The 20,754-nt window shown below is 48.2% G+C and carries 22 protein-coding genes and 1 pseudogene; 14 read left to right on the top strand and 9 right to left on the bottom strand.

The annotated features are described in order from the left end of the window. Positions 1-121: 121 nt before the first annotated feature. Together KXJ70_RS13110 and KXJ70_RS13105 are read right to left on the bottom strand one after the other, a co-directional pair. Positions 122-577: an acyl-CoA thioesterase gene (locus KXJ70_RS13110; RefSeq protein ID WP_219043960.1), complete on the bottom strand. Its 456-nt coding sequence runs from the start codon at positions 575-577 to the stop codon at positions 122-124. Further along, a complete protein-coding gene (locus tag KXJ70_RS13105; protein WP_219043959.1) occupies positions 574-1,725 on the bottom strand; it encodes an iron-containing alcohol dehydrogenase in 1,152 nt (383 codons plus the stop codon). Before KXJ70_RS13105 ends, KXJ70_RS13110 begins: the two co-directional genes overlap by 4 nt. Before the next feature lie 148 nt (positions 1,726-1,873). On the opposite strand from KXJ70_RS13105, the gene KXJ70_RS13100 reads away from it, so the two are divergent. The 7 genes and pseudogenes from KXJ70_RS13100 to KXJ70_RS13070 all read left to right on the top strand — a co-directional run bounded on the left by KXJ70_RS13100 (position 1,874) and on the right by KXJ70_RS13070 (position 8,428). Next, a complete protein-coding gene (locus tag KXJ70_RS13100) occupies positions 1,874-2,935 on the top strand; it encodes an AraC family transcriptional regulator (protein ID WP_219043958.1) in 1,062 nt (353 codons plus the stop codon). Between the two features lie 128 nt (positions 2,936-3,063). Beyond that, positions 3,064-4,239, top strand: coding sequence for an acyl-CoA dehydrogenase family protein (locus KXJ70_RS13095; RefSeq protein WP_219043957.1), 1,176 nt, complete (start codon positions 3,064-3,066; stop codon positions 4,237-4,239). A gap of 11 nt (positions 4,240-4,250) precedes the next feature. Further along, positions 4,251-4,940, top strand: coding sequence for a glutathione S-transferase family protein (locus tag KXJ70_RS13090; protein WP_219043956.1), 690 nt, complete (start codon positions 4,251-4,253; stop codon positions 4,938-4,940). A 34-nt stretch (positions 4,941-4,974) separates the two neighbouring features. Then, positions 4,975-6,132 carry an acyl-CoA dehydrogenase family protein gene (locus KXJ70_RS13085; protein WP_219043955.1) on the top strand — a complete coding sequence of 386 codons (1,158 nt, stop codon included), beginning with the start codon at positions 4,975-4,977 and terminating at the stop codon, positions 6,130-6,132. Positions 6,133-6,302: 170 nt separating this feature from the next. After that, positions 6,303-6,482, top strand: a complete 180-nt coding sequence (locus KXJ70_RS13080; RefSeq protein ID WP_219043954.1) for a hypothetical protein — start codon at positions 6,303-6,305, stop codon at positions 6,480-6,482. Positions 6,483-6,787: 305 nt separating this feature from the next. Further along, positions 6,788-7,036: pseudogene (locus KXJ70_RS13075) on the top strand (YkgJ family cysteine cluster protein); the annotation flags it as partial. 120 nt (positions 7,037-7,156) lie between these two features. Next, positions 7,157-8,428 (top strand): O-acetylhomoserine aminocarboxypropyltransferase/cysteine synthase family protein, encoded by a 1,272-nt coding sequence (locus KXJ70_RS13070; RefSeq protein WP_219044231.1) that lies wholly within the window; start codon positions 7,157-7,159, stop codon positions 8,426-8,428. 133 nt (positions 8,429-8,561) lie between these two features. Here the strand turns inward: KXJ70_RS13070 and KXJ70_RS13065 are convergent, their stop codons facing one another. Further along, on the bottom strand, positions 8,562-9,443 hold the full coding sequence (locus tag KXJ70_RS13065; RefSeq protein WP_219043952.1) for a LysR family transcriptional regulator: 882 nt from the start codon (positions 9,441-9,443) through the stop codon (positions 8,562-8,564). 132 nt (positions 9,444-9,575) lie between these two features. Between KXJ70_RS13065 and KXJ70_RS13060 the strand changes: the two genes are divergently transcribed. Together KXJ70_RS13060 and KXJ70_RS13055 are read left to right on the top strand one after the other, a co-directional pair. Then, a complete protein-coding gene (locus KXJ70_RS13060) occupies positions 9,576-10,247 on the top strand; it encodes a type 1 glutamine amidotransferase domain-containing protein (RefSeq protein ID WP_219043951.1) in 672 nt (223 codons plus the stop codon). A 113-nt stretch (positions 10,248-10,360) separates the two neighbouring features. After that, positions 10,361-10,816 (top strand): nitroreductase family deazaflavin-dependent oxidoreductase, encoded by a 456-nt coding sequence (locus KXJ70_RS13055; protein WP_219043950.1) that lies wholly within the window; start codon positions 10,361-10,363, stop codon positions 10,814-10,816. Between the two features lie 2 nt (positions 10,817-10,818). Here the strand turns inward: KXJ70_RS13055 and KXJ70_RS13050 are convergent, their stop codons facing one another. After that, complete coding sequence (locus KXJ70_RS13050) at positions 10,819-11,100, bottom strand: DoxX family protein (RefSeq protein ID WP_219043949.1); 282 nt, start codon at positions 11,098-11,100, stop codon at positions 10,819-10,821. Between the two features lie 121 nt (positions 11,101-11,221). Here KXJ70_RS13050 and KXJ70_RS13045 point away from each other — a divergent pair, with 121 nt between their 5' ends. Next, positions 11,222-11,800, top strand: coding sequence for a TetR/AcrR family transcriptional regulator (locus KXJ70_RS13045; RefSeq protein WP_219043948.1), 579 nt, complete (start codon positions 11,222-11,224; stop codon positions 11,798-11,800). A gap of 47 nt (positions 11,801-11,847) precedes the next feature. Here KXJ70_RS13045 and KXJ70_RS13040 read toward each other — a convergent pair whose 3' ends face one another. Continuing rightward, complete coding sequence (locus KXJ70_RS13040; protein ID WP_219043947.1) at positions 11,848-12,261, bottom strand: DUF6491 family protein; 414 nt, start codon at positions 12,259-12,261, stop codon at positions 11,848-11,850. Between the two features lie 191 nt (positions 12,262-12,452). Here KXJ70_RS13040 and KXJ70_RS13035 point away from each other — a divergent pair, with 191 nt between their 5' ends. Then, positions 12,453-13,079 carry a hypothetical protein gene (locus KXJ70_RS13035; RefSeq protein WP_219043946.1) on the top strand — a complete coding sequence of 209 codons (627 nt, stop codon included), beginning with the start codon at positions 12,453-12,455 and terminating at the stop codon, positions 13,077-13,079. Then, positions 13,072-13,815 carry a hypothetical protein gene (locus KXJ70_RS13030; protein WP_219043945.1) on the top strand — a complete coding sequence of 248 codons (744 nt, stop codon included), beginning with the start codon at positions 13,072-13,074 and terminating at the stop codon, positions 13,813-13,815. The genes KXJ70_RS13035 and KXJ70_RS13030 overlap by 8 nt, the downstream gene beginning before the upstream one ends. Before the next feature lie 89 nt (positions 13,816-13,904). Here KXJ70_RS13030 and KXJ70_RS13025 read toward each other — a convergent pair whose 3' ends face one another. The 3 genes from KXJ70_RS13025 to KXJ70_RS13015 form a co-directional block, all read right to left on the bottom strand. Then, on the bottom strand, positions 13,905-15,629 hold the full coding sequence (locus KXJ70_RS13025) for a potassium/proton antiporter (RefSeq protein WP_219043944.1): 1,725 nt from the start codon (positions 15,627-15,629) through the stop codon (positions 13,905-13,907). Positions 15,630-15,829: 200 nt separating this feature from the next. After that, on the bottom strand, positions 15,830-17,020 hold the full coding sequence (locus tag KXJ70_RS13020; RefSeq protein WP_219043943.1) for a winged helix-turn-helix domain-containing protein: 1,191 nt from the start codon (positions 17,018-17,020) through the stop codon (positions 15,830-15,832). 39 nt (positions 17,021-17,059) lie between these two features. Continuing rightward, on the bottom strand, positions 17,060-17,332 hold the full coding sequence (locus tag KXJ70_RS13015) for a metal-sensing transcriptional repressor (RefSeq protein ID WP_219043942.1): 273 nt from the start codon (positions 17,330-17,332) through the stop codon (positions 17,060-17,062). 246 nt (positions 17,333-17,578) lie between these two features. Here KXJ70_RS13015 and KXJ70_RS13010 point away from each other — a divergent pair, with 246 nt between their 5' ends. Both KXJ70_RS13010 and KXJ70_RS13005 read left to right on the top strand, forming a co-directional pair. Further along, positions 17,579-18,094, top strand: a complete 516-nt coding sequence (locus KXJ70_RS13010; protein ID WP_219043941.1) for a hypothetical protein — start codon at positions 17,579-17,581, stop codon at positions 18,092-18,094. A gap of 69 nt (positions 18,095-18,163) precedes the next feature. Beyond that, positions 18,164-19,060 (top strand): alpha/beta hydrolase, encoded by an 897-nt coding sequence (locus KXJ70_RS13005; protein ID WP_219043940.1) that lies wholly within the window; start codon positions 18,164-18,166, stop codon positions 19,058-19,060. On the opposite strand, the gene KXJ70_RS13000 is transcribed toward KXJ70_RS13005, so the two are convergent. After that, the gene (locus KXJ70_RS13000) at positions 19,057-20,628 is read right to left on the bottom strand and encodes a long-chain-fatty-acid--CoA ligase (protein ID WP_219043939.1); all 1,572 of its coding nucleotides are present in this window, start codon (positions 20,626-20,628) and stop codon (positions 19,057-19,059) included. The two genes, KXJ70_RS13005 and KXJ70_RS13000, sit on opposite strands and share 4 nt — an antisense overlap. Between the last annotated feature and the right edge of the window lie 126 nt (positions 20,629-20,754).

Raw genomic sequence — 20,754 nt, 5'->3', positions numbered from 1 at the left:
TTTGAGCTTATTTGGCGGCCTACGGCAGTCCATTGCTTTGTTATTTCCTCTCGCCATAGCCGGAATGCCGTACCACCCACTATGCTTTCCAGAAAACGCCGCGCACTGAACCGCCTTAGGACTAACTGTACCCGTTAATATCATGTTGAAGGAGTGCTAGTACCGATCTTACTTTGTCGGGAATGCTAACAGGCTTATTGGTGTGGCGATCTACATAGACGTGAACAAAATTACCGACCGCCGACGCCGTCGTTTCGTCATTGCGGAAAATAGCGGTTTGGTAGCGCACGCTACTATTGCCAAGGTGTTCTACTTTGATACCGACGACGATAAGGTCGGGGAAACTGACCGCGGAGTAGTAGCGACATTGAGTTTCTATGACCAGGCCAATAGCGGGGCTGTTGGCAATGTCGAGGGCGCCGCTGTTAATCAAATGCTGATTAACGGCGGTATCGAAAAATGAATAATACACCACGTTGTTTACATGCTGATAAACATCGTTGTCATGCCAGCGGGTTTGAATTTCTGAAAAGTGTGGAAAATCAGCGCGAGTGGGAATTGCGGACTTGTCGCTCACAAGGCCTCCTTGTAAAGCGCGATAGCGTCGGCCAAATGGATTTCGCGTGGATTGTTTATCAACAGCCGCTCTTGTTTCATCGCATCTTTTGCCAGCAGTTCAACGTCACTTTCCTGGATACCGACCTCTCTTAATGAATTCGCAATTTCAAGTTCAGTGGGAAGGTCTTTTAGGTAGTTCAGAAGTGCCATGGCGCGGTCGTGTGGTGTGCCGCAGGCAGCGGGGAATACCACGTCGCCGAGTTCTGCATAGAGGTGCTCGGCATCCCGCAGATTAAAGCGTAATACGGCATTTAGCATAAGTGAATTTGATAAGCCGTGGGGGACATGAAAGCGCGCGCCAACAGGGTAGGCGAGAGCGTGTACACCACCGACTGGGGAATTGGCGAAGGCCATGCCCGCCAGGCAGGAGCCGAGTAGCATATTTTCTCGCGCCGGTATGTTTTCGCCGTGCTGGCAGGCGGTATGTATATTCGCGGCCAATAGCCGCAAGGCATCTTTAGCGAGGCTGTCAGATATGGGGTTCTTTAGGCGTTTGCTTGTGAAGGCTTCAATGGCATGCACCATCGCGTCAATACCTGTCGCCGCAGTGACATGTTTGGGCAAGCCAAGTGTTAGTTCGGCGTCGAGCAGGGCAATATCGGGAAGTAATAGGGGCGACACTACGCCTTTCTTTTCACTTTCACCTGTGGTGACTATCGCAATTGCGGTGACTTCCGATCCCGTTCCAGCGGTCGTTGGCACTAGAATTAGCGGTAGCCGTTGGCCAGTGGCGGCATTTACGCCATACACGTCCGCAAGTGTTTGTTCGCTATTGGCCAATAGGGCAATAAGTTTAGCGACATCCATAGAGCTGCCACCGCCAAAGCCAATAATGCAGTCAGCTTTGCAGTGTTTCGCGGCCAAAACACCGCGCTCTATGATGGCTTCAGCAGGGTCGGCGACCACATCAGGAAAGACCGACACGGGAATGTGTTGCTCGGCAAAATTCTCCAATGTTGGGTTTAGTAAGCCGGCATTCACCACGCCTTGGTCGCTCACTATCAATACTGATTGGCAATCCATGTCGCGGATACGTTCTGCTAGTCGCGCGGCGGCGCCACGTTCGACGATAATAGATTTTGTGGTGTGAAACTCAAAGGCTTTCAACTATTTTTGCCCCCTTGTCATTGTTATGATGTAGCGCCTAACTGCAAAGTATAAGACGTTTGTGCTGCGCGCAATGTTAGCATGCCCAAGCTTATAGTGGGCATCACATGCCGGCTATGGCCTCCCAATATCACTGAACGCAAGAAGAATGACGCTAACTGATACCACCATGCAAGTCTCTGCGGCCCGTTCAGCGTCAGGCGAGGACCGTGCGTGGTCGGTGAATGGCTCAGCGTTGACTACCTTGTTTCAAGCGGCCAAGGCACTTGATGCCGACCTTGACGCCCTAGTCGCCGAGGCGGGTTTTTCGCCAGCGGACGTGTTAGATACGGACAGGCAGTTTCCCGTTGCCGACTTGTTGCACCTTTATCACTGCGTGGCAAACGCTAGCCAAACCCCAGATATTGGCCTTTATGTTGGTCGTATTGACTACATTAATCGCCTCAATCTTCAGCTATATGCCTGTTCGGGCTGCCAAACATTTCGGGAATACCTAAACGTGATGCCCAGCGTACTGCGTATTGTGGGCGACATTGGCGAAGTGACGGTTCGTCGTGAGTCAGAGTATCTGTGCCTGGATTGGCAGCCTTTAGATAAGGCGACCAATCGCCAGCGCTATTTATCCGACTCCTCTCTGGGCGTAGCGGCGGCCATTGTGAATTCGGTTTGTGTTAAGCCCATACCAGTTCGCGCGGCTCATTTTACTTATTCCGAGCCGCAGGACTTAAGCCTGTTAAGGCAGCAATTTGGAGATAATTTGCGGTTTGATCAGCCGGTGAGTTGTTTATATTTCGATCGCGCCTGTCTCGATTACCCATTGATTGGCTTAGATGCTGACTGGGGGCAGGTGTTGGCGCAGCCTATACGGCATTTATTTGAGGAAAATAGCGAGAGCAGCGATTTTATTATCGCGCTGCGTAAAGCCTTGCTACGGTTACTGCCCAGTGGGGAGATGGGGCTAGATAAGGTTGCGGCGGCCTTAAATATTTCCCGTCGCACTTTGCAGCGCCGCCTGGCGGAGCAGGGCACCCAGTTTTTGCAAATACTACAAGAGTTGCGTGCCGAGCTAGCGCAACAGTATTTGGGAGATGAGCGCCTGAGTATTACCGATATTTCCTTCTTGCTTGGCTACATGGATCAAAGTTCTTTTTCAGCTGCCTTTAGATCGTGGTACGGCGTATCCCCCAGAGATTTCCGCAAAAGTAATTAACTCCCCAAAGCACCTATCGCGTGTGGCACCGATTCCCGATTTGGCTGGCACCAATGCCCAAGCCAAGCGCTCACAGCGGTATATACTAAGCTCATTACTTGTATTCATAACGACAAAAGAGATTACCCATGTCGCTTAGCTTTGACAGCGCACGTCTGTTTAATCCGCATTTACGGCCAGAACACGAAGAGTGGCGTACCCAGCTTCGTAAATGGCTGGAAAAAGAAGTGGTGCCATTTCTGGATGACTGGGAGGAGGCCGGCAAAATCCCCGATGAACTATGGCAAAAGGCCGCCGACATCGGGGTGATGCAAATGGGATACCCGGAAGCCTACGGCGGTATTTCCGAGGGTATCGATCAGTGGCATATCAATATCTGCAATGAAGAGTTCACGCGGGCGGGGTCTGCAGGTGGGCTGATCAGTAATTTATTGATTCACGGTATTGGTTTGCCGCCGGTAATTAACTATGGCAGCGATGCCATAAAGCAGCTCGTCGCGCCAGTCGTATTAGCGGGCGACAAGCGTATTTCACTTGGTATCACCGAGCCCTCTGGCGGTTCGGACGTGGCCAATATTACGACCACTGCCGTGCGTGATGGCGATCACTTTATTGTGAATGGCAGCAAGACCTTTATATCGGGTGTGATGAATGCCGATTGGGTATCTACTGCCGTGCGAACCGGTGGAGAGGGTGGGCGCGGGGTGTCGATGTTATTGATTCCGACGGATCTTCCCGGTGTTGCCAGAACGCCTTTGGACCGAAAACAGGGTTGGTGGTGTGCGGATACAGGCACAATTTATTTTGACAATGTGCATGTGCCGGTAGCGAATTTATTGGGCGAAGAGGGGCAGGGCTTTCTGGTCATCATGACCAACTTTAACCCTGAGCGTTTAAGCTTGGCAGTCACCATGGAAGCCGCTGCACGGGCCTGTTTGGCAGATGCGGTGGAGTGGGCTCAACAGCGTAAAACCTTCGGCAAACGTCTAGCCGATCATCAAGTGATTCGCCACAAAATTGCGACTATGAAACAGAAAATAAACGCCACCCAAACCTATCTCCAATACCTGACTCAAGCCTATATTGAGGGGCGCTGCGATCCCGGCGATTTGGCGATGGCAAAAGTGCAGGCCAGCGAAACAATGGAGTATTGCGCGCGTGAGGCCAGCCAAATTTTGGGTGGTGCAAGTTATTTGCGTGGTAATCGGGTTGAGCGTTTTTATCGCGAAGTGCGGGTCAATGCGATCGGCGGTGGCTCTGAAGAAATCATGCGCGATCTCGCCGCGCGTCAATATCGTTTGTAAAAGGGCTAATAATGAACACAAGCAATAAACCAAAGCTATGGCATTGTTACACGGCTCGATCATTGCGCGCCCTTTGGGCGATGGAAGAGATGGGCATCGATTACGACTTAGAGGTCTTGGCGTTCCCGCCGCGTGTCTTCCAACGTGAATTTCTCGATGTAAATGTACTGGGCACGGTACCGTACTTTGTCGATGGCGATATCGATATGACCGAGTCGTCTGCGATCGGCTTGTATTTAGTTGAGCGTTACCAGCGCTACGATTTTGGTTTGAAGTCGACCGATAAAGAATACGCGGACTATCTCAACTGGCTGTTTCACAGCGATGCCACGCTGACTTTTCCGCAAACATTGGTATTGCGTTATTCCCAGCTAGAGCCGGTTGAACGTCGTCAGCCTCAGATTGTTGAGGACTATTACAAGTGGTTTTTGGCGCGGTTAAAGCGCCTAAATACACATGTGGCAGATCGCGAGTTTTTATGTGACGGCCGTTTCACTATTGCCGATATCGCCATCGCTTATGCCTTGTATCTTGGCGACGGCTTGGGTTTGTCACAGTTTTATGAGCCACAGGTACTTGATTATTTTAAGCGGATGACGGCGCGCCCAGCGTTTCAAAAAATTGAGGCTATTGGTAAAGACAAGTCCTTGTTTTCGCCAACGCCGTACCCCTTTGAAAACGTTCCTGACCTATTTGGCTAAGGCCTCTTAAATAATACCTATTACGGAGTAATGCATGATTCTTACTGAAGAGCATGAAGCCATACGGCTAACCACAGCAAAGTTCATCGACAGTGAAATTAACCCCCATGCCGACCAATGGGAGGCAGACGGTATTTTCCCAGCACATGAATTGTTTAAAAAAATGGGTGAGCTAGGGTTGCTTGGCATTTGCAAGCCCGTCGAGTTCGGCGGAATGGGCTTGGACTACAGCTATCAAATTGTCTTTTCTGAAGAGTTGGGCCGCATCGCAACCGGTGGGGTGTCCATGGGGATTGGCGTGCAAACCGATATGGCGACACCGGCTTTGGCGCGTTTTGGTAGTGATGAATTGCGCAAAGAATTTTTAGTTCCCGCTATTTCTGGTGACGCGGTGTTTTCAATTGCGGTAAGCGAACCCCACGCCGGTTCAGATGTGGCTGCAATTAAAACCACCGCCAAAAAAGATGGCGACGATTATGTGATCAACGGCTCTAAGATGTGGATCACCAATTCTACCCAAGCAGATTATTTGTGCCTGCTGACGAATACCAGTGATGACAAACCCCATTTAAATAAATCACTGATCGTTGTGCCGACCAATACGCCAGGCATTTCTTTTTCTGAGAAATTAAATAAATTGGGTATGCGCTCTTCCGATACCGCGCAGGTGTTTTTTGACAATGTGCGAGTGCCCCAGCGCAATCTTATCGGTGAAGAGGGACATGGCTTTATCTATCAAATGCTGCAGTTCCAAGAAGAGCGCCTATTTGCCGCCGCCGGCAGTTTAAAGGCAATGGAAGATTGTATTAATAAGACGATCGATTACACCCATGAGCGCAAGATATTCGGCCAGTCGGTGCTGGATAACCAAGTGGTGCATTTTCGTTTGGCTGAATTGCAAACTGAAGTGGAGGCATTGCGTGCGCTTACCTTCAATGCGGTAGAAGGCTATATCAATGGTGCTGATGTGACTCGCAAAGCCTCTATGGCAAAACTAAAGGCGGGTCGTTTGCTTCGTGAAGTGACCGATAGCTGTATGCAATACTGGGGCGGTATGGGCTATATGTGGGACAACCCAGTGGCCCGCGCTTATCGCGACACCCGCCTAACCTCTATTGGTGGCGGTGCCGATGAAGTGATGCTGAGCATTATTTGTAAGACTATGGGAACCCTGCCTAAGCGCAAAAAGTAAGCTTGAAGACTGGTTATGGATGGCCGTTCATACAACTTGTTTTCAAAGTTGCGTTCTTTGACTTATTGTTGGCGTTTGTTTGATGGGTGATATCCGCTAAATGACATTGGCAACATTTTATTTTGACTTAGTTGGTGTGTGTTTAAATTTGATTTTGAGCGTAGATAAGTATGGAAATGGCAGAAAGTTTAGCAATAATCTCCGCTGGCGTATTCTTCCTGGTTGGCTTGTTGTCTGGTATTTGGAAATATAAGCAAATTATGGCCTCAGATAAGGGGGAGGCGCATCCGTATGTTGATATCTGCCATCGGTCGTCGTTGTTTTATGGCGTTTTAATCGCTATTTTTTAGTTCATATACTTTTTCGGATTTGACGCGCTGATTTTTTTGACGTTAATTTTACTCGTTACGTCAATGAAAAATAACTAAGCTTGGCTTGCCGAATAGTAACCATAGATGATGTTCTGTAAGATATTAAGGCAATACTGGATTTATTTAGTAAAATAGCAATGGCGCTGAACGCGTGGCTTTGTACTCGTAATGGGGATGGAATGTATAATAACCGCGATATTGTCGCGCGCCTGCGGGAGAATATTCCGTCGTTTGAATGCGTGCCGGGTTGCCACGATTGAAGCGGCCCAGTTACTACTTCTTCGGAAGAAATGTCTCGTTTGCCGGTAAAATCTGATGCAGAGCATGATGCGGCATTAAATGATTTTAGGTGCGTACATCTTGAGCCTAGTGGTTGTACCGTGTATGCCGAGCGTCCCTTGATTTGTCGTTTATTTGGTACAGCGCCACGTATGCCTTGTCCTAACGATCGTCGCCCGGAGGTGATGGTTGATGAGGAAGTTGAACACCAGGTTCATCAGTATATTGCCACTACTCGACAAGAGCTGGTGTAAGTAGGAACCTTTAGCTTGAGTGACTATGCCTTGCCCATAATAATTGCAGCGTCATTTTATGATGCAGATACTGGGGCAGGTGCCAATTTAATAACAATCAACACATCATGTAGGAATAGCATGAAATTAGAATCCATTGCACTACACGAAGGTTACACCTCAGAAGAAACAACCAAAGCTGCGGCTGTTCCAATCTATCAGACCACATCCTACACTTTTGATGATACTCAACATGGTGCAGATTTATTCGATTTGAAAGTGCCGGGCAATATTTATACTCGTATTATGAACCCGACAAACGCAGTACTTGAACAACGTATTGCGGCAATGGAAGGTGGGGTTGGAGCACTTTGTGTTGCCTCGGGTATGGCGGCGATCACTTACGCTATTCAGTGTATTTGCGAGGTGGGCGATAATATTGTTAGTACTAGCCAAGTGTACGGTGGCACCTACAATTTCTTTGCCCACTCTTTGCCACGGCAGGGCGTGGAAGCGCGAATGATTTCATTCGATGATTTTGAGGGTTTTGAAAGTGCTATAGATGAAAAGACCAAAGCGGTTTTTTGTGAATCAATTGGTAATCCTGCCGGCAATATTGTAGATATTACTCGATTAGCTGAGATAGCGCATAAGCATGGCGTGCCACTTATTGTAGATAATACGGTTGCTACACCTTACCTATGTCGGCCATTTGAACTTGGTGCTGATATTGTTGTGCATTCGCTCACTAAATATATCGGGGGGCATGGCACAACCATTGGTGGTGTAATAGTCGATTCTGGAAAGTTTGATTGGGTTGCCAATAAGGCGCGTTTCCCTATTTTGAATGAGCCTGATCCTTCATACCATGGTGTGGTTTACACGGAAGCCTTAGGGGCTGCGGCCTATATTGGGCGTTGTCGTGTTGCACCGTTGAGGAATACCGGTGCTGCGCTATCACCGATGAATGCATTCCAACTCTTACAGGGCTTAGAGACGTTAGGCTTACGTATGGAGCGTCATTGTGAAAACGCTGAAAAGTTAGCGATCTACCTACAGAAACATGAAAAGGTAGCGTGGGTGAATTATGCGGCGCTGCCAGATAGCCCTTATTACGCAACTTGTCAGAAAATCACTAATTCAAAAGCTTCTGGTATTTTAAGTTTTGGTGTTATCGGTGGTATTGAAGCCTGCACACGGTTTATAGATTCGCTGCAGATGATTTTACGTTTAGTGAACATTGGTGATGCAAAATCACTAGCTTGTCACCCTGCCTCTACAACCCATCGCCAGTTGAATGAAAAAGAGCTGGCGTCTGCGGGTGTCAGTGCTGATTTGATTAGGATATCGGTTGGTATTGAGCACATCGACGATATTATTGCCGACGTCAGCCAAGCTTTAGATAAAGCCTAGTTGCGCGGATAATTGCCTTAAGGCCTATATTGGGCCTTGGGGCGATTTGCGTTGCTTGTTCTATATTGTATAAGTGCTTACATCAGGTTTTAGCGTAAATTAGCTTGGGTATTTTCTCGCGCAGCTCTGCTTTCTACTCCTCCCAATCCCGAAAATACCTCAATAAATGATCAATGGCGAGCCGTGCCCGCATCGGCAGAAATCGGCGGTTTTGATAGACGATCCAGCTGCCAGATCCTAGGCTCCAGTACGGTTCTAATATGGCGCTTAGGGTCCCCGTTTTAATCGACGGTAAAAAATTGATGCGTGGCATATAGGCGATGCCAAGACCTTGTTCGCAGGCATTGACCACCGCATGGGCGTTATTACTTTTCCAGCGGCCGTTCACTTTTACGTAGAATGGCGTGCCGGTGTCTTCAAATTGCCAGTGGCTATTATTAGTTACGATGCAGCTATGGCTTTTTAGCTGGCTGGGATGAGTAGGGCAGCCATAACGTTCTAAGTATATTTTACTGGCAACGGCCATTAAGGGTCGAGGCAGTAACTTGCGTGCCACTAAACCTGAATCTTCTAATTTCCCGTAGCGAATGGCGAAATCGATGCCGTCTTCAATTAAATTAACTTTGTGGCTATTGAAATCGATATCTACGGTGAGTTCTGGGTGGCACTTTGCAAATTCAATGAGTGCGGGAACAACAAATTGCTCTGCGAATGGTCCCGCTGCGCTAACACGTAATGTGCCATTAAGCTGAACTTGTTGGGCGTTGACTTGTTCGTTGGCTTGCTGAAGGCCGTCAACGAGGTCTCTGCACTGGCGGTAGTAGGCTTGTCCAGCTTCAGTGAGGCTGACACTGCGCGTAGTGCGGGCGAGTAATACGCTGCCTAGGCGGATTTCTAGCCGGGACACCTGCCTGCTTACGTGACTGGTGCTGCAGCCTAGTTGTTTTGCCGCCGCTGAGAATCCCTGACTTTCTGCTACGGCAACGAATTCGATAATACCTTCGAAATTGTCCATACCGACCCGGTTGTTGCTAATTAGCAATAGTACTTTGCTAAATTATCATATTGTTGCTTAATCTGTCATCTACTATGATGGCTTCACGCTATAAGAAAGCCAATTCAATACGTAGAAGGTAGGGAAATAGTTATGAAGAAAGTACTGATTCCAGTTACAAACCACGCAAGCTTGGGTGAGACAGACCAAGCAAATGGGACATACTCACCAGAGCTGACTCATGCGCTACACGTATTATTAGCGGCGGGCTTAGACTACGACATCGCCTCGATTAAAGGCGGTAAAGCACCGCTTTATGGCACTGATATAGAGGGCGATACCGTTAATGAGTCAATTTTAAATAACGAAGAATTTCAAAACCGTATTAATAACACGCTGCCGGTCTCGCAGATAAATATTGAAGATTACGCTGCGGTGTTTTATCCCGGTGGATTTGGTTTGCTGTCTGATTTAGCGACTAATGAAGACTTTGCCAAACTTAGTGCAACACATTATGAAAATGGCGGAGTCTTGGCGGCGGTATGTCATGGTCCCGGCGCATTGCTGCCCATTACACTGAGTACGGGTGAGAAGCTGTTAGCGAGTAAGTCGGTTACAGGTTTTACACGAGAAGAAGAGATTGATTACGGCACGCTGGCAGATGTGCCTTTTCTGCTGGAGGAATCTTTGGCGCGTAATGCGGCACGTTATAGCAAGGTGCAACCGTGGGGTGTGTTTGTTGTTGAAGACGAGCGTGTGATTACGGGTCAAAACCCAGCGAGTGCGCAGGCAGTTGGCGAAGCGCTAGTGAAGCAACTAGCATAAAATGTTGCGAGTCTGTTTGTGATTTTTATGGCGCTAGCTGGTAACGGCTAGTGCCATGTAGTGTTAATGGCCAGATCGTAAATTTGAGCAGTTAAACAGATAGGGGTTATAGCATGACAGATATTAAGCTTCCGGATTATCTTCCATCGTGGATGAGTGATCATATTAATACTTATCTTGACGATGGTGAGGCTGGGCATCTTTGGGATGCGAGTTTGGGTGGTGGCGAAGGCATGATAACCACGCTATTGCTGACCACAAAGGGCCGTAAATCAGGGAATACATTAATCCTGCCCTTAATTTATAGACCTACCGATGATGGTGGCTTTTGTGTGATTGCCTCTAAAGGTGGGGCGCCTGCACATCCAGCTTGGTTTTTGAATCTGCAGGCTAATCAAGATATTCAATTGAAAGTTGCTAACGATGAGTTCAAAGCCGTCGCGAAAGTTGCCGAGGGTGAGGAGCGCGAAAAGCTGTGGAGCTTAATGGAAGCTTACTTTGCGCCCTACGCCAGTTATAAAGCGGCAACGGATCGCGAAATACCCGTTGTGGTTTTTTATCCGGCGTGAACTTAGCTTAAATACCAGTAATGAATATTTGTAAGCATTGCAAAGTGCGCGGCGAGAGTAGCACAAAGTATCACTAACACTAGTGTTCCCCAGCCGTAGGCCGCTGGTCGCTGCGTAAAGTTGGTGTAGCAAGCGCCAATCATCACTGCAGTGAGCAGGGCGGCACCCAGCGGCCCATAAATTGGATTCCAAAACCCGAGTAGTAATAAGGGTGTAGCAATAAGCTCCATGCCACCGGCAAGATGCATTAACCAATGGGGATGGGTGAGTGCGTCTATACTCATCTCGAAACGACCTTTGTAGTGTCTTTGTTATTGTTGTGGTAAGTATTCTTGATCTCTATGACAATACCATACGGTATGGTATGTATTATAGTCAAGAGTATTGACTAATGTTGGAGTGAATATGAGTGTCGTGAAACCGTCAACGGGGCGTAAATCGAAAGAGGATTTTATTAATGAGGCCTTTCAGCTTATCGCCGAGGCAGGGACGGCGGAAGCCCTAACTATAGACAGTGTGTGTTTGCGCCTAGGTGTTTCCAAGGGTAGTTTCTATTGGCATTTTAAGGGGCGTGATTCTCTAGTTGATGGTTTAGTAGAGGCTTGGTCTGGTAATTTCCACGTGACGATTCACCGCGCGATCGAGGCGCAGACTGCGGATAATGGGCGGACTATTATTGAAGAAATTAGCTATTATTGGCTAAGCAGTAATATGTCTAAGTTAGATCAGGTCATGCGGCATTGGGCGCAACATGATGAGCGTGTCTATAAGGCAGTTCGCCGCGCAGATGAACTATTGTTGGATTTCTTAAAGAGTAATATTAAGACTCTGGGCTATAGCGAAAATGACTCTCATCGCCGCGCGCGTCTGATGATGGCCATCGGTATTGCCGAGCCAATGCTTGCCCATTTACCGAAGGTCAGTGAGGATGCTGATGAGATACGCTGGATACTTGATAGCGTGGTAGGTCTTAACAGAAACTAAGTGAAAGACCGCGTAAAATGCCATCTTTAACGCCGGTTGGGTTCTTACTACTGACGGCTTTTCTGTTTTATTTTTTCCGCATTTTCTTTGCTAATTGGATAAAATTGTCCCAGACCACAGGACGGGCCGGGTAAAAAGCCTGATCCAATGCTGTTTAATACGGTAATGATATCGACATTGCACAGCTCACTGAGGGAGGTGCGATACATCACGGTTTTATGGCGAGTTAGACCGTTACAGTTATACGGTAAATCATTTAGGTAAATTTGTTTGCCCTTCATATAAAACAAAATACTGCGATTATCGACGACGTCCATCTTTTCGATGCGGCGTAAATTTACACAGCGCTCAGGGCCGCCAGACGTTAATGGCATATATTGGTTTGGCGCAGGGCTGTCGGCCTTTGCGGCTAGTGGTAGCAATAGGGCGGCAATCGCGGTGCTTAGAATGAGTTTTTTCATTTTATACCTCGGTATTTGGCGCTCGTGGATTTTCGCTATCATCAATGAATTTTAGGGGAAATGCTAACATCGAAACGACAGGGTGTATTGCGACAAAGGGCTTGAGGTTCTCTTTTAAGGCTACATTTTACATTGTTGCCTATATAGGCTACATTTGTGTCGTGTAGCCTAATTGGTAGTGGGAGGGCAGTATGGCGATGACAGCGGTAATTACCGGGGACTTGATTAACTCCCGAGGCTCTAGCGATGTTAAAGGGTTTCTTTCGGCCTTGAAGAAGTTGCTGGCCGCTTTAGCCAAGCGCTATGGCGCGGGTACCGATATATTTCGCGGTGATGGTTTTCAGTTACTGTTGGACAGTCCGGAGGAGGCCTTGGAGTGCGCACTGGCCTTGCGCGCCGGTTTGATTGCTGCAAGTCCCAAAGGGGAGCGTTGGGACGCCCGCTTGGCGGTGGGCGTAGCTCACACCAAGAAAAATGCCGGTGGGCAGGTTTTTAGCGAGGCCGCGGTATTGTCAGGGCAGGGCTTGGACAGTATGAAAAGGCAGACTTTAATGGTCTTTAGTAATTCGACTCAGTTCCTGCGGTACGCGGAGTTGCCTACTGCATTCGTTGCAGAGATTATCGACAACTGGTCGGTAGTGGAGGCGCAGACATATTATCTTTATTTAAGCAAAGCCCAGGATCAAGCGACAATTGCGAAGGCGATGAAGAAGTCGCGGGTGACGGTAACAAAGGCTTTGCAACGAGCCAAGGCGCAGCTGTTGGGGCGCTACCTAGCGAGCGTAGAGTTCTGGCTGACGGAGGCATTGCATGATTAATTCTTCAAGTTATTTGCTAGCGCTGTTGTTAGGCTATTTGCTAATGAGTATAGCTGTTGGTCGGCGCGGCTATGTTATCAACGCCAAATGCCAGGTTAGTACTATTTGGCTGCCAGCGGTTTTACACGGTTTAATGCTGGCGATGTTGACGGTACTTTTCCGTGCTGAGTATAAGCTCGCGATTATCGCAGCAACCTCTATGTTTGCTTTCTACGCGGTGTTGAATATTGGCTTGTCAAAGTTTAGCTGCTCGCTATCGGCTCTCGCGGTGCTACTGCTAAAGCACGGTATGCAGGTAGTAATTATTGTTTGTGTGTTTTTGAGTGTAGATAAACTTTGGCCTAGCCTGCCAGGCTATTTCATGGCGCAGCTAACCGCACACAATCTTGCAGTACTACTCGCCTATTTTTTGGTGCTTCGGCCGGCGTCGGTGATTATTGGTCATATTATGTATCCCTGGCAGCAAAAGCTGAGTGGTGAAGATGACACTTTGGTGAACGGTGGCGCGTTTATAGGGTATTTGGAGCGCGGTCTCACCTTGACGTTTGTTTTAATTAGTCAGTGGCACGCTATAGGCTTTTTGCTGACCGCAAAAAGCATTTTACGTTTTAATGAACTGAAAGGGAGTCATCATCCGCAGCGCAGTGAGTATGTCTTATTGGGTACTTTGCTCAGTTTTTCACTTAGCATTGGTGTGGGGCTTGCGGTTTATTTGCTTGATGTTAGCAATTCATAATTAATCAGAGCTGCCTTAACATTCTTGTCTTTCTAATACGTTGACGGCATAACTACCTATCGCTTGGTTTTATGCTTTCACTTTGAAGGCTATAACTTCAAGCCAACCGATAGAATGCGCCCAGCGTCGATACTTTTTACAATCAGTTTTACAGGTCCAAATGGCACTAGGTCGCCAACGACGGGCTTGCCATGAAACTGCGTAATAATAAATTGCGCTACTGAAGCGTCTCCCCAAGCGGGGTCGGGTTGAAATCCATAAGCCTGAGCAATGTCGAATAGTTTGGCGTCGGGATTCAGTGCAAACTCGCCAAAGAAATAGCTTGTTTCCGCAGACGGTGACGGTGCGAGCTGTGCAAATACACGACCCACAGCCTCTTTGGCGCTGACAGATGACAGAATAACAACGTGATCCTCTTTAATTAGAGTTTGTTCTTCAGCTCTATCTATCAATATTCCTTGCCGAATAATTCCGACGAATTGGCTGCCTTCTTTCATGGGTAAATTTTTTGCGGCTAGCCCAGCTGCGCGACTTTCTGCAAGGACTCGGTAGACCAATAGCTCTTTGTCCTGTTCGTGTATTAGCGGCAAGTGCAGATGTTCCGGCTCTTTGCTGGTAGGTGGCAGTTCTATTTGCATCCATTTTGCGATAGGCGCGATGGTCCAGCCCTGCAGAACCAAAGAAACTAGAACAACGAAAAATACCAGTTCAAAATAGGTTTGGGTGTGCTCCAGCCCGGCTAAAGACGGGAATAGGGCGAGAATGATAGGTACTGCACCGCGCAGACCGCACCAACCGATAAAGACCTGTTCTCGCCAAGGGAAGTGGAAGGGTAGTAAAGACAGCCAAACTGCGATGGGTCTCGCCACAAATATGAGTACGAAAGCGATAGTTAACGCGGGGAAAATAATGGGGATTAGGTTACTCGGCGTAATAAGGAGGCCGAGCATAAGAAACATGCCAATTTGGCTAAGCCAGGCCATGCCATCGTGAAAGCGGTGGACATCATTGCTAAAGGGAAGCGAGGTGTTGCCAATCATGGCGCCGGCGATAAAGATGGCGAGAAAGCCGCTACCGTCAAGAATCGTTGTTGCGCCGAATATACTTAGTCCGCCTGCAAGCGTCAGTAATGGGTAAAGTGACGGAGTGAGCTGTAACTTTTTGAGCAAGAGGGTAAGCAAGTAGCCACCGGCAAGTCCAAGCACGATACCTAAACCTAGCTGACTCACTAGCTCTTGAACGATAGTCCAGCCCGGGTTGGTGTCGCTGCCTGTTAATTGCAGTATCTGCACCATGGTGATGGTGAGGAATATCGCCATTGGGTCATTTGAGCCCGACTCTATTTCCAGCGTTGCACCGGTGCGCTCTTTTAGCTCCAGCCCAGCCGTTCTCAGTAAGCCAAAGACCGCCGCCGCATCGGTGGAGCCCACAATGGCGCCAATGAGTAAACCTTCTTGCCAAGGTAGACCGAGTATCCAGTGCGCGGCAAATCCGGTAATGGCGGCGGTCGCAATTACGCCAACGGTTGCAAGGGAGAGCGCTGGCTTTAGGCTTACGCGGAAGCTGTCTTTTCGCGTACCTAGGCCGCCGTCAAATATGATGATAGCCAGTGCCAGGTTGCCAAATAAAAAAGCGAGGCTAAAGTCATCAAATTTGATTTTGCCGAACCCGTCTTCGCCGGCAAGCATACCAAGTAGTAGAAATACCAATAGCAATGGCGCACCAACACGGCGTGAAAAAACACTCGCAATGACGCATAAAAAGGCCAGTACAGCCCCGCCAAAGATATATTGATATATTAACTCTATAGTCACTCAGTAGTCCTGGTTGATGTACATTTGGTCTTTAATGAACAGATTGTACTTAGCTTGTGTGGAGGCACAGGCTATTAAATTGCGAGCACAAGCATGTTGGGTTTGGCGTTACGTAAATTTATCTGAACAGCTATTTGGTTTATACGACGTAGTATAAAGCAATGCGGCCGCTCTTAGAGCGGCTGTGCAATAGTTTAGTTTCAGATGCCCGTTAGATTTATTGGCATAGGGGGCAAATTTTGCGGGGTGCTTTTGTGAAGCGAAAGTTGAGTGCAGTGATTAAACAACATAAACGCGGGTAGCTGCTTATAAAGGGCGTGGGTGAAGGCGTCGATTTTTTTAAGCGAGGCATCTAGTGCTAAGTGTTGAATGCGCAAGTGCGATGATTTGCGGTCGACTTTGCAATCCATGCGTGCCTGGAGTTTGCCATCCCATAAAACAGGCAGTGAGAAATAGCCGTACTGACGTTTTTCTTCCGGAACATAACACTCAATTAAATAGTCAAAATCGAAAAGCATCTGCATGCGTTTGCGCTGTATAAGCAGGTTGTCGAATGGCGAAAGTATTGCGAGCTTGCTGCGGGCGAGGGGTTTGTTTAGCAATTTCATTGATTCCGCTAATGCATAATAGTGATTGCCGCCGACGTTGATCTGCAGCAGCTCATTGCTGGCCGCCATATCTTTCAGCGTGTTTGTAATCAGCGGTTTTGTATTCTTTCGCAAATAGGCAATTTCAGTTGCTTGTCCCAGTCCATTTGCTCGTAGAAACGAAAAAATAAGAAAGCGCGCGTACTCCTCCTGATTTGGAGGCGTGGTGTTGACACCTTTAGGCAGGACCCGCTCGCTCAAGTCGTAAACTTTATGGAAATTCTGGCGAGATGAAATCATTAGATCCCCTTGCATATAAAGGCACTCCAAAGCCTTTTTAGCGGGTTTGCTGCGCCATTCTCCGAGCTTTTCACCCTTGTGCTCAAAGTCCTTGGCCATGAGCGGTCCCCCAGTTTCAATCCGCTTGCGCACAGATTTCATGAGGTGTTTATCTGGCGTGTACCAATGGCCTTGCTCGCCGCTCGCTATTGCCTGTTTGCGGGGTAGGCTAAAACGGAAGTCCTGCATTGGCAGATAGGCGGCGGCGTGAGACCAGTATTCAAATACCTGCTTATTGGCGACCAGTTTATCGAGATGCGTGGTCTGATAGCGCGGATTGCGATTCCACAAGGTGTGATGGTGGGCGCGTTGAACGGCTGAAATGGTATCAATTTGAATATAGCCAAGGTGCTCTATAGCAGACAAGGTAGCGTCAGTAGTGCCGCCAGCTTGCTTACTTGCGGGTAGTTGCTGCGATTGTAAGACGAGCTTACGGGCATCTTGTTGCGAGATAGATATCGGCATGCTGGTCTGCGTACGTCCACCCTAATTAATCGTTGATAGCTATGCGTATTTAGCGAGGATTCGAGTAATGTCTTCTACACCGCTTTCCATGTCCTCCGTCATAATGGTGTGCTTCTCGAGCTCTTGGCTCACTGCGCAGGACATCATGGTAAAGAAGGCTTTGTCCATCGCTTTGCGAGCCGCCGACATTTGCGCTGCAATGGCCTCGCATTCCTCGCCATTCTCTAGTTGGCGCTGAATACCGCGGACTTGCCCTTCTATGCGACGTAGACGATTATTAAGATCTTTGCGTTTTTTATCCCATTTGTCCATGACGGGCTCCCGATGTTGTTGGTGCTTAAAAGACAATGCACGTTCTGCGATGACGACTGTTTAGCCATCGCGATACTAATCAATTATACGCCTATGGGTATATTTATCCGGTGTTATTTTGCGATGATTCAGGGTCTATATTGCCCGGAATCGTATTGTCTGGGTGTCGAGGAATGGTACTATGCGAGGGATTTTAGATTTTGCTGCGCGCTGAGGCGTCGCCTTTGAAGTTGAGAATAAGTATTTATGCGTTTGCCCGCTTTTTTATTACGTCGCCTGCAGGCGAAAGCTGAACAAATTACCCGCCGCGCACCAAGCAAGGTTATTGGCAGCGATTATCTGACGCGTTGGTATGTCATTCCGCGCAATCGGGTGTTTAATATGTATCTACATCATGTAACAGGTGATGACCCAGACACTAATTTGCACGACCATCCTTGGGTGTTTAATTCGTCTGTGGTGTTGCGCGGGCGCATAGTGGAACAAATGCCCAGTAAGGATCGAGTCTTAGAAATGGGCAGTTTTACGACGCGTTTGGGGCGGGCGCCACATCGTTTAGTTTTAAATACACCAGATAGCTTGACCTTGTTTATTACCGGTCCAAAAATTCGCAAATGGGGGTTTTATACCGCCACAGGTTGGGTGAATAGCAAAGTGTATTTGCGGGCCGATGGCAATGGTCGCAATGTGACGACACTATACGCGGTGCCGAAAAATAACAAGTGTGTGGCGGAACAAAGTGCGGAGAAAAAAACCGCTTAAATTTATTTTATACACTTCTAATAAGATCAGTGATGAAACGTCAACAGACCCTAATAATAAGAACGCGATATGAAAACAAAACTCAAAGCCGTTGCGATACGAAATTTAGTTAAAGCAGATACGTGGATACGCTGGCTGGGTAAAACGGCAAAGCATATTGCTGTGCGCAGCTCGAGTATTGAAACTGCCCACGGCCTTATTCCACTTCGTGTCTACCAACCTCCGGGGGAGGGGCCATTCCCAGTGCTGGTGTACTACCATGGCGGTGGTTGGGTTATTGGTGATTTGGATGTTTATGATCCCCTGTGCCGCGACTTGTGCGATCGCAGTGATTGTATTGTGGTGGCGGTGGAGTATCGCCTGGCGCCAGAGTATCCCTTTCCCGCGGCGCCTGAAGATTGTTTGGCAGCCTTAAAGTGGACTTATGAACATATTGCCCAGTATGGTGGATTGCCAAACGCTATTGCGGTAGCAGGAGATAGTGCTGGTGGCAACCTCGCTGCGGTGACGACCTTGCAAGCGCGGGAATGTTTGCCGGGTGTGGTGAAGGGGCAGGTGTTAATTTATCCGGTTACGGATCACTACGATCCAGGTACTCTATCGTATATTGAAAATGCCAATGGACCTGTGCTGACGCGTAAATTAATGATGTGGTTTTGGGATACGTATTTGCTAAACAGCCCGCAGTTAGAGCCAGGGCAGACTCGACATCCGCGCGCGACACCGTTAATGCGAAGTGATTTAGATAGCTTGCCGCCGACCCTACTTATCACCGCTGAGCGCGACCCGCTGCGTGATGACGGTGCTAATTTTGCCGCGCGTCTGAGCCAGCATGACAATAATGTGCAATACAGCTTGTACGCCGCTGCTAGCCACGGCTTTGTCGGTTTGCAGGGGCCTAATGATCATCACAATAAGGCCATGAGCGAAATTAGTGATTGGTTGACCGCATTGTTTAGCGCTTAATTAATCTTGCGTTCGCGATTTTCCCAATAAGGTTCGCGCAGGGTTTTCTTCAGAATTTTGCCCGATGGGTTGCGAGGTAAGGCCTCGTAAAATTCGAGACGACGCGGTATTTTGTAACCTGCGAGCTGGTCTCGGCAAAATGTAATTAACTCTTCAATAGTCAATGTTTGGCCAGTCGCGCATACAACGCAGGCGAGTGGAGTCTCGCCATATTTGTCGTCTGGAATGCCGACTACCGCAACGTCGGTAATTGCAGAATGCTTACTTAATACATTTTCTATTTCGATGGGGTAAATGTTTTCCCCGCCGCTAACGATCATGTCTTTGATTCTGTCGCGAAGAAAAATGTAGCCGTCCTCATCGATCATGGCGGAGTCACCGGTGTGCACCCAACCGTCAATGACGGTGTCACGGCTGGCTTGTTCTAAATTGAAATAGCCTTGCATATTAGATTCAGAGCGAATCAATAGCTCTCCGGTTTGACCGCGTGCAAGCGCTTCGCCTTGTTTATTGATGACTTTGACTTCAACACCGGCCAGTGGGCGGCCGCAGGATTGCAATAATTCGGGCCTGCCGTTGAGGGCTAAGGCGTGATCGGCGGGAGATAGAGAAACGACTGTGCCGGTGGTTTCTGTCATGCCGTAGCATTGATAAAAGTCACATTTAAAAATGCTCGTTGCTTTTTCGAGCAGGCCGGTACTAATCGGTGAAGCGCCATACAGCAATTGTTTCAGATGACTGAAATCGCGCTGCTCAATATTCGGCACATATTCAATAATAGCCATTATCATGGCGGGCACAATAAACATATTGTCTATTTGCAGTTGCTCAAGGTCGTCAACAATGGCGACGGGGTTAAAACTGCTGTGCAAGACCACGCTGGCCCCAGCCAAAATGGGGAGTAACAAAGTGCCAGAGCCGCCAATGTGAAAATTGGGTGCACAGACTAAGTCTCTAGTGCCCACACCTGATTTTACCGGCAATGAGGTTTGGCTCATGATGTAGAGGGCGATGATATTGTGATGACTTATTACAACGCCTTTGGGATTGCCGGTGGTGCCACTGGTGTATAGCTGTAAAAAAGCAGAGTAGGTGTTGGGATCAGATTTGCTGAAATTGGCTTCGGCGGTGTTGGCAGCGCCATGCTCTAACCAATTCTGCCAATTGTAATCGCCTTGTTCGGTGGTTGATATCACCGTTAATCCGCTAATCAGCGGGCGCAGGCCCTCAACTAATTCAGTTAGCTTACCGTCGGGCGCGAGCAGTAATTTGGTTTTGGTATCTTGTAGTACAAATAATACTTCGGCGGGTGCGAGCCGATAGTTGATAGGCACTAGCACTGCGCCAATGCGGCTACACGCCATCATCAAGCTTAAGTATTCGGGGCAATTCTCGCACAGCACGGCCACGCGGTCGCCGTGTTCTAGTCCCTCGCTGCGCAGAGATCGTGCGAGCTGTTCTGATTGATGCGAAATATCTCGATAGCTGTAGTGTTTTCCCGCAAATATCAAACATAGACTGTCGGGCTTGCGTTGACAGTGAAAATCGAAGAACTGATGAACTAACATTTGTGAGCTTCCCGCTGTATTTTATTTTTATTACTTACTTGATTGTACGGCAATTACTTACGCCGACAAGCGTCACTTGGATTATTGTTTCATGGGTTCCGGTTTTATTGTGTGCGCTGTGTCATG

The organism is Zhongshania aquimaris (assembly GCF_019312595.1).
In the GTDB taxonomy this organism is placed as follows: Bacteria; Pseudomonadota; Gammaproteobacteria; order Pseudomonadales; family Spongiibacteraceae; genus Spongiibacter; species Spongiibacter aquimaris.
The sequence above is the reverse complement of the archived record's forward strand: the minus strand, read 5'-3'. Positions and strand labels throughout refer to the sequence as shown.

Bases quoted from the DNA above. Each gene is read 5' to 3' on its own strand.
- KXJ70_RS13035 (WP_219043946.1), top strand. From the start codon at position 12,453: ATGGCGATGACAGCGGTAATTACCGGGGACTTGATTAACTCCCGAGGC.
- KXJ70_RS13095 (WP_219043957.1), top strand. From the start codon at position 3,064: ATGTCGCTTAGCTTTGACAGCGCACGTCTGTTTAATCCGCATTTACGG.
- KXJ70_RS13100 (WP_219043958.1), top strand. From the start codon at position 1,874: ATGACGCTAACTGATACCACCATGCAAGTCTCTGCGGCCCGTTCAGCG.
- KXJ70_RS13065 (WP_219043952.1), bottom strand. From the start codon at position 9,443: ATGGACAATTTCGAAGGTATTATCGAATTCGTTGCCGTAGCAGAAAGT.
- KXJ70_RS13055 (WP_219043950.1), top strand. From the start codon at position 10,361: ATGACAGATATTAAGCTTCCGGATTATCTTCCATCGTGGATGAGTGAT.
- KXJ70_RS13015 (WP_219043942.1), bottom strand. From the start codon at position 17,332: ATGGACAAATGGGATAAAAAACGCAAAGATCTTAATAATCGTCTACGT.
- KXJ70_RS13070 (WP_219044231.1), top strand. From the start codon at position 7,157: ATGAAATTAGAATCCATTGCACTACACGAAGGTTACACCTCAGAAGAA.
- KXJ70_RS13045 (WP_219043948.1), top strand. From the start codon at position 11,222: ATGAGTGTCGTGAAACCGTCAACGGGGCGTAAATCGAAAGAGGATTTT.
- KXJ70_RS13050 (WP_219043949.1), bottom strand. From the start codon at position 11,100: ATGAGTATAGACGCACTCACCCATCCCCATTGGTTAATGCATCTTGCC.
- KXJ70_RS13020 (WP_219043943.1), bottom strand. From the start codon at position 17,020: ATGCCGATATCTATCTCGCAACAAGATGCCCGTAAGCTCGTCTTACAA.
- KXJ70_RS13080 (WP_219043954.1), top strand. From the start codon at position 6,303: ATGGAAATGGCAGAAAGTTTAGCAATAATCTCCGCTGGCGTATTCTTC.
- KXJ70_RS13090 (WP_219043956.1), top strand. From the start codon at position 4,251: ATGAACACAAGCAATAAACCAAAGCTATGGCATTGTTACACGGCTCGA.
- KXJ70_RS13040 (WP_219043947.1), bottom strand. From the start codon at position 12,261: ATGAAAAAACTCATTCTAAGCACCGCGATTGCCGCCCTATTGCTACCA.
- KXJ70_RS13085 (WP_219043955.1), top strand. From the start codon at position 4,975: ATGATTCTTACTGAAGAGCATGAAGCCATACGGCTAACCACAGCAAAG.
- KXJ70_RS13000 (WP_219043939.1), bottom strand. From the start codon at position 20,628: ATGTTAGTTCATCAGTTCTTCGATTTTCACTGTCAACGCAAGCCCGAC.
- KXJ70_RS13010 (WP_219043941.1), top strand. From the start codon at position 17,579: ATGCGTTTGCCCGCTTTTTTATTACGTCGCCTGCAGGCGAAAGCTGAA.
- KXJ70_RS13030 (WP_219043945.1), top strand. From the start codon at position 13,072: ATGATTAATTCTTCAAGTTATTTGCTAGCGCTGTTGTTAGGCTATTTG.
- KXJ70_RS13005 (WP_219043940.1), top strand. From the start codon at position 18,164: ATGAAAACAAAACTCAAAGCCGTTGCGATACGAAATTTAGTTAAAGCA.
- KXJ70_RS13060 (WP_219043951.1), top strand. From the start codon at position 9,576: ATGAAGAAAGTACTGATTCCAGTTACAAACCACGCAAGCTTGGGTGAG.